This window comes from uncultured Phycicoccus sp. (genome assembly GCF_947495705.1).
Taxonomy (GTDB): domain Bacteria; phylum Actinomycetota; class Actinomycetes; order Actinomycetales; family Dermatophilaceae; genus Phycicoccus.
The window spans coordinates 535281-547665 of sequence record NZ_CANLZR010000001.1 but is presented as its reverse complement, the minus strand read 5'-3'; the positions used below and the strand labels follow the sequence as shown (position 1 = coordinate 547665).

Annotated in this window: 11 protein-coding genes and 1 pseudogene; 3 read left to right on the top strand and 9 right to left on the bottom strand. The window is 75.8% G+C overall.

The features are described from left to right. Positions 1-333: 333 nt before the first annotated feature. The 3 genes and pseudogenes from Q0963_RS16545 to Q0963_RS02625 form a co-directional block, all read right to left on the bottom strand. Positions 334-513, bottom strand: a pseudogene (locus Q0963_RS16545) (NAD(P)-dependent alcohol dehydrogenase); the annotation flags it as partial. A gap of 133 nt (positions 514-646) precedes the next feature. Further along, on the bottom strand, positions 647-1303 hold the full coding sequence (locus tag Q0963_RS02630; protein ID WP_299442055.1) for a hypothetical protein: 657 nt from the start codon (positions 1301-1303) through the stop codon (positions 647-649). A 705-nt stretch (positions 1304-2008) separates the two neighbouring features. Beyond that, complete coding sequence (locus Q0963_RS02625) at positions 2009-2392, bottom strand: LysM peptidoglycan-binding domain-containing protein (RefSeq protein WP_299442052.1); 384 nt, start codon at positions 2390-2392, stop codon at positions 2009-2011. A gap of 248 nt (positions 2393-2640) precedes the next feature. Between Q0963_RS02625 and lexA the strand changes: the two genes are divergently transcribed. After that, complete coding sequence (gene lexA, locus Q0963_RS02620) at positions 2641-3366, top strand: transcriptional repressor LexA (RefSeq protein WP_299442049.1); 726 nt, start codon at positions 2641-2643, stop codon at positions 3364-3366. 43 nt (positions 3367-3409) lie between these two features. Here the strand turns inward: lexA and Q0963_RS02615 are convergent, their stop codons facing one another. After that, a complete protein-coding gene (locus Q0963_RS02615; RefSeq protein WP_299442046.1) occupies positions 3410-4375 on the bottom strand; it encodes a succinylglutamate desuccinylase/aspartoacylase family protein in 966 nt (321 codons plus the stop codon). Further along, positions 4375-4851 (bottom strand): RimK/LysX family protein, encoded by a 477-nt coding sequence (locus Q0963_RS02610; protein WP_299442043.1) that lies wholly within the window; start codon positions 4849-4851, stop codon positions 4375-4377. Before Q0963_RS02610 ends, Q0963_RS02615 begins: the two co-directional genes overlap by 1 nt. A gap of 25 nt (positions 4852-4876) precedes the next feature. On the opposite strand from Q0963_RS02610, the gene Q0963_RS02605 reads away from it, so the two are divergent. Further along, on the top strand, positions 4877-6076 hold the full coding sequence (locus Q0963_RS02605) for a RimK family alpha-L-glutamate ligase (protein ID WP_299442040.1): 1200 nt from the start codon (positions 4877-4879) through the stop codon (positions 6074-6076). Between the two features lie 28 nt (positions 6077-6104). Here Q0963_RS02605 and Q0963_RS02600 read toward each other — a convergent pair whose 3' ends face one another. After that, positions 6105-6626, bottom strand: a complete 522-nt coding sequence (locus tag Q0963_RS02600) for a GNAT family N-acetyltransferase (RefSeq protein ID WP_299442038.1) — start codon at positions 6624-6626, stop codon at positions 6105-6107. Further along, on the bottom strand, positions 6623-7588 hold the full coding sequence (locus tag Q0963_RS02595) for an NAD-dependent protein deacetylase (protein WP_299442036.1): 966 nt from the start codon (positions 7586-7588) through the stop codon (positions 6623-6625). Before Q0963_RS02595 ends, Q0963_RS02600 begins: the two co-directional genes overlap by 4 nt. Positions 7589-7663: 75 nt before the next feature. Here Q0963_RS02595 and Q0963_RS02590 point away from each other — a divergent pair, with 75 nt between their 5' ends. Continuing rightward, complete coding sequence (locus Q0963_RS02590; protein WP_299442034.1) at positions 7664-8617, top strand: LysR family transcriptional regulator; 954 nt, start codon at positions 7664-7666, stop codon at positions 8615-8617. Between the two features lie 16 nt (positions 8618-8633). Here Q0963_RS02590 and Q0963_RS02585 read toward each other — a convergent pair whose 3' ends face one another. Both Q0963_RS02585 and Q0963_RS02580 read right to left on the bottom strand, forming a co-directional pair. Beyond that, complete coding sequence (locus tag Q0963_RS02585) at positions 8634-11129, bottom strand: ComEC/Rec2 family competence protein (protein ID WP_299442031.1); 2496 nt, start codon at positions 11127-11129, stop codon at positions 8634-8636. Then, complete coding sequence (locus tag Q0963_RS02580) at positions 11116-12063, bottom strand: helix-hairpin-helix domain-containing protein (RefSeq protein ID WP_299442028.1); 948 nt, start codon at positions 12061-12063, stop codon at positions 11116-11118. The genes Q0963_RS02585 and Q0963_RS02580 overlap by 14 nt, the downstream gene beginning before the upstream one ends. Between the last annotated feature and the right edge of the window lie 322 nt (positions 12064-12385).

Below are 12385 nucleotides of genomic sequence, written 5' to 3'. Positions count from 1 at the left end.
GTCGAGGTGGGCCGTCGGCGCGGTGGCGGTCACCTCGGCACCCAGGTCGGCGAGCAGCTGGACGGTGGCGGAGCCGATCGCGCCGGTCGCGCCGTGGACGAGGACGGGGTCGCCGGCGCGCACCCGGGAGCGCCGGACGAAGCTGAGCGCGTAGTGGCCGCCCTCGGTCGACGCAGCCGCCGTGGCCGGGTCGACCCCGCCGGGGACCGTCGCGACCATCCAGTCGGCGGGCACGGCGACGAGCTCGGCGTGCGCCCCGAACCGCCCCTCGCAGTACCCGAACACGGTGTCGCCCGGCGCGAACCCCACCGCCTCCGACCCGACCTGCTCGACGACGCCGGCGTACTCGGTCCCCCACACCGGGGTGTTCGGGCCGCGCCACCCCGAGATCGCCCGGATGAACCACGGGCGGGCCGCGCGGTACCCGCAGTCGGTGCGGTTGACGGTGCTCGTGTGCACCCGGACGAGAAGGTCGGCGGGGCCGGGGACCGGGTCGGGCACCTCGGTCACCATGACGACGTCCGGCGGCCCGTAAGCAGTCGTGACGGCAGCCCTCATCCCGGCACGCTAGTGGCCGCCGTCCTCGGGGTCGAGGCCCTCGGGGGTCGAGGCCCTCACTGGTCGAGACGCTTGAGAGGTGGGGCGCTCAGAGGTCGGGGCCGCTCGCGCGGAGCTTGTCGACCTCGGCCATCGCCTCGCGCAGCTCGCCGAGCCAGGACTCGGTGTGCTCGCCGACGAGCCGGACGCACCACGCCAGCGCGTCGCTGCGCGAACGGGCCACCCCGGCGTCCACGAGGGTGTCGAGCACCGCGCGCTCCGGCTGGCGCAGCCGGGTCATGACGGGGACCGCGAGATGGGTGAACAGCGCAGTCGTGCCTCCGGCCCGGGCGCCCCACGAGACGGTCCGGCCGTAGCGGGCCTGGGCCTCCTCGGCGACCGCCATCCGCTGCTCGCGGGTGTCGGCGCGGAACCGGGCGAGCCGGCCCTCGGCCGCCGCGGCCTCGGTGTCGGGCGCGACCCCGGCCAGGGCGCCGACGACGACGATCTCCTCGCGGTCCACGGTCACCTCGACCTCGTCGAACCAGCCGTCCGGCAGGCGCCCGGCGAACCAGGCCTGCGCGTCGTCGGCCGGCGGCAGGTCGCCCTGCTGCCAGCCGCCCGGGCGCCCGAAACCGCGACCGCGGCCGCGACCGCCGCCGGGCCCGGGGCGCCCGCCCCGCGGGCCCCGCCCGGGGCTTCCGCCGCCTCGCGGGGTCCCGTCCGCTCTACGACCGTCGGTGGGGTGCATCTCCAGCCTGTTCATGGCTACTCCCTTGCAGTGCTTACTTCATTACACCACTACACAACGCAGAGGACCAGCCTTGTCTTCCCGGAGGAGGTCGGTGGCGCGGTGAGCCGGTCGGGACAGCAGTGCGCGGGCCCGCCGTCACGTGTGACGTCGGGCCCGCGCCCCTGCAAATGGTCGTCACCGTCGGCGAGTGTGACGGTGACGAGGCGTGCAGCCCGGGGACCCTCTGTTGCCCCCGGGCCGCACGCCTACTCCCCCGGACTGAGGCTCTGGTGCACGAGCGCCGCCGTAAACGCACCGTGCCAGCCACCGGAGGTCGCAACTCCTCGAGCGCCGCACCCACACGCCCACAGCCACCGCCCAGTGCCGCCACAGTGGACGACCGGGTGGTGCGAGATGCGGTAGGTACTCCGCCGTCGAGGGCGCATACCGGGAGTCTCGGGTGGGGCGCAGCCGCGGGGGGCCGATCCGCCCCCGGACCCGGCCGTCCAGCGCCGCAGTCGGGCGGCTCGGTGGATCCCCCATCCACCGTTCGGACGACCGGCGGGCCCGGCCCCACGGCGGGGCGACCCGCCGAGGCCCCCTCCCGGACACCCCGGCAGCACGAAGGGCGCCACCCCTCCTGCACGGGGGGTGACGCCCTCCGGCGTCCTGAGCCGGGTCGAGGGACTCAGAGAGATGGCCGCTCCCGGCCCTGCCTCCGGGAGCGGTCGATCGGGGTCAGCCGCGCGGGATGACGAGCTGCTGGCCCGCGCTGACCTGCGCGGTGTTCAACCCGTTCGCGAGCTGGATGGCGAGCACGCCCTGGCTGACCGACATGCCCGGCAGCTCGGTGGCGGCGACCTCGGAGAGGGTCTGGCCGGAGCCGACGGTGACCGTGTGCTCGGCGGACGCGGCGCCCGCGCCCCCGACCCCGCCGACCCCGAGCACGGCGGCCAGGACGAAGACGGCGAGGGCGAGCAGGACGAACCGGCCCCGGGCCGTGATCCGCAGCCCGCCGGCCGGCGAGGCGGCGGCCGCGCCACCGGGAAGCACGACGAGCCGGGGACGGCTCGGCAGCGGGACGGCGTAGCCCTCGGTGGGCTCCCAGGCGATCGCGCTCATCATGTCCTCCATCCCGGCGGCCACGGGGACCGTCGAACCGTTGTTCGATAGAACGTCTGTACGAGTTGTAGCACGGATGTTCGACCCGTTCAAGACACGCGTCGAAAGAATGTTTGAATCTCCTGTACGACCCGCGTACTCTCGTCTCATGCGCATCAGCCTGCACGTCGCCACCGACAGCCCGGCTGACCTGCATGTTCACCACGGTTCCGCGCGCAGCTGAGCGCCGGACGAGCGAAGGGGTCGAGATGGCACGTCCGAGGAACGCCGACATCCACGAGATGCCCGACCGCGGGGACGGCGGCGAGCTGACGCACCGTCAGCGCAAGGTCCTCGAGGTCATCCGCAACGCCATCGACCGGCGCGGCTACCCGCCGAGCATGCGCGAGATCGGCGAGGCGGTGGGCCTCACCTCCCCCAGCTCGGTCGCGCACCAGCTGTCCGCGCTCGAGCGCAAGGGCTACCTGCGCCGCGACCCCAACCGGCCGCGCGCCATCGAGGTCCTCTCCCCCGACCACGCCGACGAGGGCGGGTACCGCCGGGCCCCCGAGGTCGAGCACGACGACGTCGACGTCACCGGCATCCACGACGAGCGCCCCGAGGCCTCGTACGTCCCGGTCCTCGGCCAGATCGCGGCGGGTGTGCCCATCACCGCCGAGGAGAGCGTCGAGGACGTGTTCCCGCTCCCGAAGCAGCTCGTCGGCGAGGGCTCGCTCTTCCTCCTCAGGGTCGTCGGCGACTCGATGGTCGACGCCGCCATCTGCGACGGCGACTGGGTCGTCGTGCGGCAGCAGGTGGTGGCCGACAACGGCGACATCGTCGCGGCGATGCTCGACAACGAGGCCACCGTCAAGACGTTCAAGCGCAAGGACGGCAAGGTCTGGCTCATGCCGCACAACGAGGCCTTCGACCCGATCGACGGCGACCACGCGACGATCCTCGGCAAGGTCACGGCGGTCCTGCGCCGGGTCTGAGCCGGCCCGCCGGGCCGTCCGCCCCGGACGGCCCGGCGGCCGCTCAGTCCTCGACCTCGGCGATGTGCACGACGGCGTCCCCGGAGCTGACGAGCGGGGCCTCGGTCCGGCCGACGACGATCCCCGTGCGGTTCGCGTGGACGAGACGCACCCGTTTGCCGAACGAGTCGAACAGCCCGCCGAGCCGCTGCCCCTCGACGACCCGCTGCCCGAGGTCGGCCTCGAGATGCAGCATCCCCGTCCCGCGCGCCCGGACCCAGCCGCTGCGCCACGACACCGCCGACGGCGGCGGCGGCTCCTCCTCGACCGGGTCGGTCATCCCGAGGGCGGCGAGCACCCGGCGGACGCCGAGCACCCCCGCGTCGACCGCCCAGCCGTCCATCCGCCACGCCTCCCCCGCCTCGTAGAGCAGCACCTTCGCGCCCCGCTCGCGGGCGGCGTAGCGCAGCGAGCCGTCACGCAGCTTGGCATGGAGCATCGCGGGGGCCCCGAACGCCGCCGCGAGCTCGCGGGTGCGCGGGTCCTCGAGGTCGGCGCGGATCTGCGGCAGGTTCGTGCGACGGTCCGAGCCGGTGTGCAGGTCGATGCCGACCTCGCACTTGTCGACGACCTCGGTCATGAACAGGTGCGCGATCCGGCCGGCGAGCGACCCGCGCGGCGCGCCGGGGAACGACCGGTTGAGGTCGCGGCGGTCCGGCAGGTAGCGGCTGCCCGTCATGAAGCCGAGGACGTTGACGATGGGCACGGCGATCAGGGTGCCGCGCAACGACTTCGGGTCAAGGTCGGCGAGCACCTGGCGCACGACCTCGACCCCCACCGCCTCGTCGCCGTGGATGGCGGCGTCGACCCAGACCGTCGGCCCCTCGTGCCGCCCGTGCACGACGCGCACCGGCAGGTCGACGTCGGCGCCGGTGACGAGCCGGGTGATCGGCAGCGCCAGCGACTGCTGCCGCCCCGCGCGCACCCGCACCGGCCCGATCTCGAATGACGGCCGCGCCGCCCGGGCCATCAGCCCTTCCCCCGGTTGCGTCGCCGCAGCGCGAGCGGCGGCCGCCCGCCGAGGTAGGACCGGCCGGGGTCGACGGCGAAGCCCTGCCGCAGCGCCTCCCGGCCGACGAGCATCCGGAAGCCCATCTCGTCACGCCGCGCGAGCGTCATCTCGGCGGGCACCTGCCGCCCCATGAGGGTGAGGTCCAGCGCGACGACGTACCGCTCCTCGCTGTGCCCCGACGACGAGCGGACCTCACGGACGTCCAGGACCGGGCGCTCGACCTGCACGGCGTCGGCCTCGGAGCGCTGCCACGGCCGGACCGTGAACCGCACCCACCGAAGGCCGTCGCGGTCGAGCTCCTCGAGGTCGAAGGCGTGCAGCGAGGACGAGCGCGCGCCCGTGTCGAGCTTCGCCTTGACCCACGGGACCCCGATGTCGGGAAGGCCGACCCACTCACGCCACCCGGCCAGGGTGTAGGAATGGTGCTCCGTCACCGTCCGTCCTCTCCTGTGGGATGTCATGAAGCTCGCGATCCTCTCTCGCGCACCTCGCTCGTACAGTACGCAGCGGCTGCGCACCGCCGCCGAAGACCGCGGGCACGCGGTCAAGGTGCTCAACACGCTGCGCTTCGGCATCGACCTGTCCGGGGACGAACCCGACCTGCAGTTCCGCGGCAAGCGGCTCTCGACGTACGACGCCATCCTGCCCCGCATCGGCAACTCGATTACGTACTTCGGCACCGCGGTAGTCCGCCAGTTCGAGCAGATGGACGTCTACACCCCGAGCACGTCGTGGGGCATCGCCAACTCGCGGGACAAGCTGCGCGCCACCCAGATCCTGTCGCGCCACCACATCGGGATGCCCCCGACGACGTTCGTGCGCGACCGGGCCGACGTCATCCCCGCGATCGAGCGGGTCGGCGGGGCGCCGGTCGTCATCAAGCTCCTCGAGGGCACCCAGGGGATCGGGGTCATCCTCGCGCCGACGATCAAGGTCGCCGAGGCGATCATCGAGACCCTCCAGTCGACCAAGCAGAACGTCCTCATCCAGCGGTTCGTCGCCGAGAGCAAGGGCCGCGACATCCGCGCCCTCGTCGTCGGCGACCGGGTGGTCGCGGCGATGCGGCGGGTCGCCAAGGGCGACGAGTTCCGGTCCAACGTCCACCGCGGCGGCTCCGTCGAGCCGGTCGAGCTCGACCCCGAGTTCGAGAAGGCCGCGGTCCGGTCGGCCCAGATCATGGGGCTGCGGGTCGCCGGGGTCGACATGCTCGAGGGCGACGACGGGCCGCAGGTCATGGAGGTCAACTCCTCCCCCGGGCTCGAGGGCATCGAGACGGCGACCAAGCTCGACGTCGCGGGCGCGATCATCGACTTCATCGACAACCAGGTCGCCTTCCCCGAGATCGACGTGCGGCAGCGGCTCACCGTCTCGACGGGCTACGGGGTCGCCGAGATCGCGGTGCTCGAGGCCTCCGACCTCGTCGGCAAGACCCTCGCCTCGTCCGGGCTGCGGGAGCGCGACATCACCGCGCTGACGCTGCACCGCGGCACCGCGGTCATCCCCAACCCGAACGGGCACCACGTGCTGCAGGCCGGCGACCGGCTGCTGTGCTTCGGCAAGCTCGAGGAGATGCGCTCGATGATCCCGAGCCGGCGCCGCCGGACCCGCAAGGTGAAGCGGCTGCCGAAGGAGCCGATCCACGAGCCCCGCCCCGAGTGACGGCCCGCCCCGTCCGGACCCTCGATCCCTACTCGGGAGAGGGCGCCGGGAGGTCCGGGTGCATCCGCTGCCACAGTGCGGTGTCGACCCACCGGCCGAGCTTGAAGCCGACCTCGCACAGCGTGCCGACGTGCTCGAAGCCGGCGCCCCGGTGCAGGGCCTCGCTCGCCGGGTTCGGCTGGGCGATGACCGAGACGCAGGTGTGCACCCCGTCGGCGTCGAGCCGCGCGAGCAGGTCGGCGTAGAGCAGCCGGCCGAGGCCGTGGCCGCGGGCGTCCTCGGCGATGTAGACCGAGACCTCGCGGGTCCCGTCGTAGGCCGGCCGGGCCCGGTAGGTGTTGCTGAAGGCGTAGCCGGCGACGACGCCGTCGACCTCGGCGACGACCACGTGGTCGCCGGGGCGGGTCGAGGCGACGCGCGCCGCGTAGTTGTCGTCGGGGCGCGGCTCGACGTCGAAGGTGGCGGTCGTCCGCTCGATGGCCTCGTTGTAGATGGCCGTCATCGCGGGCAGGTCGGCGGGACCAGCGGTCCGCAGCGCGATCTCGGTCATGCCGCCTCCGCCCGCGCGAGCCGCTCCAGGGTCGGCGCGAGCGCGGCGTCGACCCGCAGCGTCATGTGCCCGTCGCCGCGGGTCGGCCCCCGCGTGACGGCCATGACCGGGATGCCGCGGCGGGCCGCGTGCCGGACGAAGCGCAGCCCCGACATGACGGCCAGCGAGGAGCCGAGGACGAGCAGCGCGGGCGCGGCGTCGGTGAGCGCGTAGCAGGCGTCGACCCGCTCGCGTGGCACCGATCCGCCGAAGAACACGACGTCGGGCTTGAGGGTGTCGGCGCCGCAGACGAGGCACAGCGGCAGCCGGAACCCGGTGACGGCCGCGTCGGGGAGGACGACGTCGCCGTCGGGGCGGATCTGGCTGCTGACCCGTGACCCGTCCGCGGCCTCGCCCCGCACGAGGGTCTCGAAGCCGGGGTTGGCCACGACCATCCGGGCCTGCAGCTGCTCGCGGTCGGACCGGTCGCCGCAGGTGAGGCACACGACGTCGGCGAGCGAGCCGTGCAGCTCGGTGACGTCGGGGCTGCCGGCCGCCTGGTGCAGGCCGTCGACGTTCTGGGTGAGGACCGGGCCGAGGACCCCGGTGCGCTGGAGCGCGGCGACGGCCCGGTGCCCGGCGTTCGGCGCGGCCCGCGAGAAGCGCTGCCAGCCGACGAACGAGCGCGCCCAGTACCGGCGGCGGTTCTCGGTGCTGGCGCAGAACTCGCCGTGCTGCATCGGCATGACCCGGCGGGTGCCGTCGCGGCCGCGGTAGTCGGGGATGCCGGAGTCGGTGGACATCCCGGCGCCGGTGAGCACGAGCGCGCCGGGGTGGGCGCGCAGCACGGCGGCGAGGCGGTCGACGGCCTCCGGGCTGCGCGCCTCGGGGGGCGGCTGGCTCGTGGCCCAGGCGGGGACGGCGGCGTCGTCGGTGCGGGTCAGCGGCGCGCCGGCGGGCGGTGTCGAGGCGGGCTCCGGCATGGCCCCAGTATCCCCGGAGCACGGCCGGGGCGTTCGGTCCGTCTCGTCCATAACGGATCCTTATACGATGAGGGCATGATCGACGCCGCGGGCCTGCGTGTCATGCGCGCCATCTCCGACGAGGGCAGCTTCACCGCGGCCGCCGCCGCGCTCGGGTACACCCAGCCGGCGATCTCGCAGATGGTGCGCCGGCTCGAGCAGCGCACCGGCACCGTGCTCGTCGAGCGGGTGGGCCGCAACGTCCGGCTCACCGAGGCCGGCCGCGTCCTCGCCCGGCACGCGGGGCCGGTGCTGGCGGCCCTGGACGCCGCGGAGGACGAGGTCGCCGCCATCGCCGGGCTGCGCAGCGGCCGGGTGCGCCTCATGGCGTTCCCGTCGGCGTCGGCCACGCTCGTGCCGCGGGCCCTGGCGCTGGTCAAGGCGCGGTTCCCCGACGTGAGCATCAGCTTCAGCGAGGCCGAGCCGCCCGAGAGCATCGCGGCGCTGCGGGCCGGGGAGTGCGACCTCGCGATCGCCTTCGCCTACGAGGGCACCGACGTCGGGCGCGGCGAGGAGGACCTCGACGCCTACGTCATCACCCCGCTGCTCGAGGACGAGGTGCGGCTCGCGGTCCCCCGCACCCACGCGGTCGCCGACCAGGAGTCGGTGCAGATGGCCGACCTCGCCGGCGACCCGTGGATCGCCGGGTGCCCGCGCTGCCGCGGCCACCTGCTGCAGCTCGCCGACGCCGCGGGGTTCCGCCCCGACGTCGCCTACGAGACCGAGGACTACGTCGCCGTCCTCGGGCTCGTCGCGGAGGGCCTCGGCGTCGCGCTCATCCCCGACCTCATCCTGCGCACGGTGCACCACGAGGACGTCGTGGCCCTGCCGATGACCCCGGCGTCGCGCCGCACGATCATGGCGGTCACCACCTCCGACCTGCAGCGCGTGCCGGCCGTCAAGGCGGCCCTGGACGCCCTCATCGAGAGCGCCGGTGCCCAGTCGACCGCCCCGACGACCCGCATGCCCGAGCCCGCCTGGTCGATCTGACCCCACGGCGGTCCGCTCACCGGGCGGTGACCACCCGCACCGCCCTGGCGGTGCCGACGACGGCGACGTCGCCGTGCTGGTCGGTGCGGTACACCGCGTAGCCGAGCCGGCGCAGCAGGGTCAGGTGCGCGGCGGTGGGGTGTCCGTAGTCGTTCTCGCGCCCCACGCTGACGACCCCCACGGGCGCCCGGACCGCGGCCATGAGGTCGTCGTCGAGGTTGGCGCTGCCGTGGTGCGGGGTCTTGACGACCTCGAACCCCCCGGCCGCCGCGGCCATCGCCGGCTCGCGCCGGATCCGCAGCAGGAGGTCGTGAGCGGCCTCCCGCTCGACGTCGCCGAGCAGGAGGGCGTCGACCGCCCCGGTGCGGGCGGCGAGGACGACGCTGGCGTTGTTGGGCACCGAGCCGCCACCGATCCGCCGCGTCGGCGCCCAGACGAGCGCGTCGACCTCGCCGAGGACGAGGCGGTCACCGGCGTGCAGGGCCGCCACCGGCACCGCGTGTGCGGCGGCGACCCGGTCGACGCCGGCCGCACCGCCGGCGGGCTCGCGCACCGGCGTGGTGAGCACCTGCCGCACGGCCCGGCCCGCGACCGCGCCGACGAGCCCGTCGACGTGGTCGGCGTGGAAGTGGGTGAGGACGACGGCGTCGAGGGTGTCGACCCCGAGCCGGCCGAGGCAGCCGTCGACGAGCCGCGGGTCGGGACCGGCGTCGACGAGGACGGCCCGGCCTGGCCCGCTGCGCAGCACGACCGCGTCCCCCTGGCCGACGTCGCAGACGACGACCCGCCACCCGGCCGGCGGCCACGTGACGACCTGGGTGGGGACGAGCAGCGCCACGACGAGAGCAGCCGCGGAGTAGGTGCGGACGGGGTGCGCCCGGACCCCGGCGGCCAGGGCCCGCCCGGTGAGCAGGACGGCGACGAGCAGCACGGCGAGGAGGACCGCCCCGGGTGGGCCGTCGGGCCAGGGCAGGGTCCCGCCGGGCACCCGCGCGCACAGCCGGGCGACCTCGGCGATGCCGGTGGTGGGCACGACGCCGGCCCACGCCACGAGCTCGGCGCCGCGAGCCCACCCGAGGGAGGCCAGCGCCGCGGCGACCCCGGCGACGGTGGCCGGCGCGACGAGGGGCGCCGCGAGCAGGTTGGCGAGGACTCCGACGACGCTGACCGACCCCTGGAGCAGCACGACGACCGGGGCCGTCATCGCCTGCGCCGCAACGGGAACCGCGAGGGCGGGACCGAGCGGCGCCAGCCGTGCCGGCAGGCGGGCCCCGACGGCGTCGCCCCACGGCCGGGTGAACAGGAGCAGCCCGAGCGTGGCGAGCGTCGACAGCACGAACCCGTAGGAGCGGGCCAGCCACGGGTCGACGACGAGGACGACGAGCACCGCACCGGCGAGCACCGGCAGGCCCGCCGAGCGCCGTGACCGGCTGAGGCCGATGAGCCCGATGGCCCCCATGACGGCGGCTCGCACGACGCTCGGCTCGGGGCGGGCGAGCACGACGAACCCCGCGAGGGCGACCCCGGCCAGGACCGGGCGCGCCCGCCGCGGCACCCCGACGACGGCGCACAGGCCGAGGACGAGCCCGACGACGACGGCGACGTTGGACCCGCTGACCGCGGTGAGGTGGGTCATCCCGGTGGCGAGCATCGCGTCGGTGAGATCGGGGGGCGTGCGGCTCGTGTCGCCGATGACGAGCCCGGGCAGCAGCCCGCGGGCGTCGGCGGGGGCGTCGTCGACCGAGGCCCGCAGGCCGGCCCGTAGCCGCTCGGCGCCGCGGGCCACCCGCCCCGGTGGAGCCAGGACGCCAATCCCCCCGGACACGGCGAGCGTTGCCACCCGGTCGTCCGCCCGATCCGTGGGTCCGAGCCGGCCTCGCACGAGAACCGTGGCGCGCCACGGCGGGGCACGCAACGCAGCGTCACCGACGAGCAGAACCGGGGCCGATGTGGCACGCGACGCGCCGCGGCCGGTGACCCGCCGCATCGTCCCCGTCCGGAGCACGCGGGGCTCGCCGCCGCGGGAAGCGACCTCGATGGCGTCGCCGGTGAGGACCACCTCGGCCTCGACGGCCGCGCGCTCCCGGGCCAGCGGCACGACCCCGCCCCGCTCGCGCACCGCGCCCTGGGCCAGGGCCGCCACCTGGAGCAGCACGACGAGGACGAGGGTGAGGACGAGCGGCCACCGGACCACCCGCGCGGACCGGCGCCACCGGGTCGCCCGCGCGGACCGGCGCCACCGGGAGCCGCCGCGGCCCGCCCACAGCAGGGCCGCTGCGGCGGCGCACGCGCCGGCGAGCACCCAGCGAGCGCCCGGACCGGCGCCGAGCGTGGTCGCCGCGACCGCCCACGCCCCGACGGCGGGCGCGAGGAGCCGCAGGTCCGAGCCGTCACGGTCGTCGTCTGGAGCCGCGTCGTCGGTGTCGGTGTCGCCGGGGTCGGCGTCGTCGGCGTCCTGCCGGGCGTCGCCGCCGCCTCGGCCGGCATGCCGGGCCGGCTCACGGCGTGACATGCGGGCGGACCTGGGCGAGCAGCTTCTCGCCGATGCCGCTGACCTCGGCGAGCTCGTCGACACTGGTGAACCGGCCGTGCTCGGTGCGCCAGTCGACGATGCGCTGGGCCAGCACCGGCCCGATCCCGGGCAGGGTGTCGAGCGCGGCGACGTCGGCGGTGTTGAGCGCGACCGTGGCCGCGGCGCCCGCCCCGGGGGCCCCGGCCGACGGCTCGGCCACGGGCACCTGGACCGGCTCACCGGGGCGCGGGACGCGCAGCTGCTCGCCGTCGGTGAGGACCCGGGCGAGGTTGACGCCCGCGAGGTCGGCCCGCGCGGTGGCGCCCCCGGCGGCCGCGACGGCGTCGGCCACGCGCGACCCCGCCGGCAGGTGCCGCACCCCGGGCCGCCGCACCTCGCCGACGACGTGGACGACGACCTCGGCCGCGGTGCCGTCGGCGCCGCCGCCGGACCGGGCCCCCGACGCCGCCGGGCCCGGGGCGGAGGCCGGCACCCCGACCGGCTCGGCCGCCGCGCTGACGCCCGTGGGCCCCGGGGGCCGACCGGGCGCCACGGCGTCACCGTCGGATCCCGTGGCCCAGGCCACCCGCAGCCCGAGGACGAGCACGGCCAGGGCGGTGACGAGCACGACCCCGGCCACCGCCGGGCGGCCCGGCTGCCAGCGCGCACCGACGAGGGCGGCGGGGGCCCGAACCCAGCCGGGGGCGCGGCGGTGCCGCCGGCGCACCTGCGTGGGGTCGGCGTCGACGCCGACCTCGCCGGCGGCGTCGGCGGCCTGCTCGACCCGGTCACCCGACCCGGCGGCCGCCTCCGGACCCGGCCGTGCGCCCACCCCGAGCACAGCCCGCGACGGCACCCAGCCCTCACCGCGCCCCGTGCGCAGCCGCGCGAGGGCACGCGCGGACACGGCCTCCGGCTCGGGTCGTCGTCGCATGATCGGACGCTACGAAGCACCGTCGGGCCCGGGGAGGCCCGCGCCGGCATCTGTGGACGACGAGACCGCGCGGAGCGCCTTGTGGACGGCGGAATGCCACCGGCAGGCACGCCCGTCGAGGCCGCGAGCCACCGCCCCGAGGGACCCCGGCGACGCGCCCATACCCCCCAGGTGAGCCATTGGGCCTGCTGCCGAGGCGGAGTACCGTCCCCAGGAATTCGTCAGCGGCGGGCAGTGGACCAACGTGAAACGTGACCAGAGCAGTGACCGGCAGCGGCAGCGCACGCCGTCGCCGCCCGCCCCCTCGCCGCCTCCGCACCCC

Bases quoted from the DNA above. Each gene is read 5' to 3' on its own strand.
- Q0963_RS02630 (WP_299442055.1), bottom strand. From the start codon at position 1,303: ATGAACAGGCTGGAGATGCACCCCACCGACGGTCGTAGAGCGGACGGG.
- Q0963_RS02625 (WP_299442052.1), bottom strand. From the start codon at position 2,392: ATGAGCGCGATCGCCTGGGAGCCCACCGAGGGCTACGCCGTCCCGCTG.
- lexA (WP_299442049.1), top strand. From the start codon at position 2,641: ATGGCACGTCCGAGGAACGCCGACATCCACGAGATGCCCGACCGCGGG.
- Q0963_RS02615 (WP_299442046.1), bottom strand. From the start codon at position 4,375: ATGGCCCGGGCGGCGCGGCCGTCATTCGAGATCGGGCCGGTGCGGGTG.
- Q0963_RS02605 (WP_299442040.1), top strand. From the start codon at position 4,877: ATGAAGCTCGCGATCCTCTCTCGCGCACCTCGCTCGTACAGTACGCAG.
- Q0963_RS02600 (WP_299442038.1), bottom strand. From the start codon at position 6,626: ATGACCGAGATCGCGCTGCGGACCGCTGGTCCCGCCGACCTGCCCGCG.
- Q0963_RS02595 (WP_299442036.1), bottom strand. From the start codon at position 7,588: ATGCCGGAGCCCGCCTCGACACCGCCCGCCGGCGCGCCGCTGACCCGC.
- Q0963_RS02590 (WP_299442034.1), top strand. From the start codon at position 7,664: ATGATCGACGCCGCGGGCCTGCGTGTCATGCGCGCCATCTCCGACGAG.
- Q0963_RS02585 (WP_299442031.1), bottom strand. From the start codon at position 11,129: ATGTCACGCCGTGAGCCGGCCCGGCATGCCGGCCGAGGCGGCGGCGAC.
- Q0963_RS02580 (WP_299442028.1), bottom strand. From the start codon at position 12,063: ATGCGACGACGACCCGAGCCGGAGGCCGTGTCCGCGCGTGCCCTCGCG.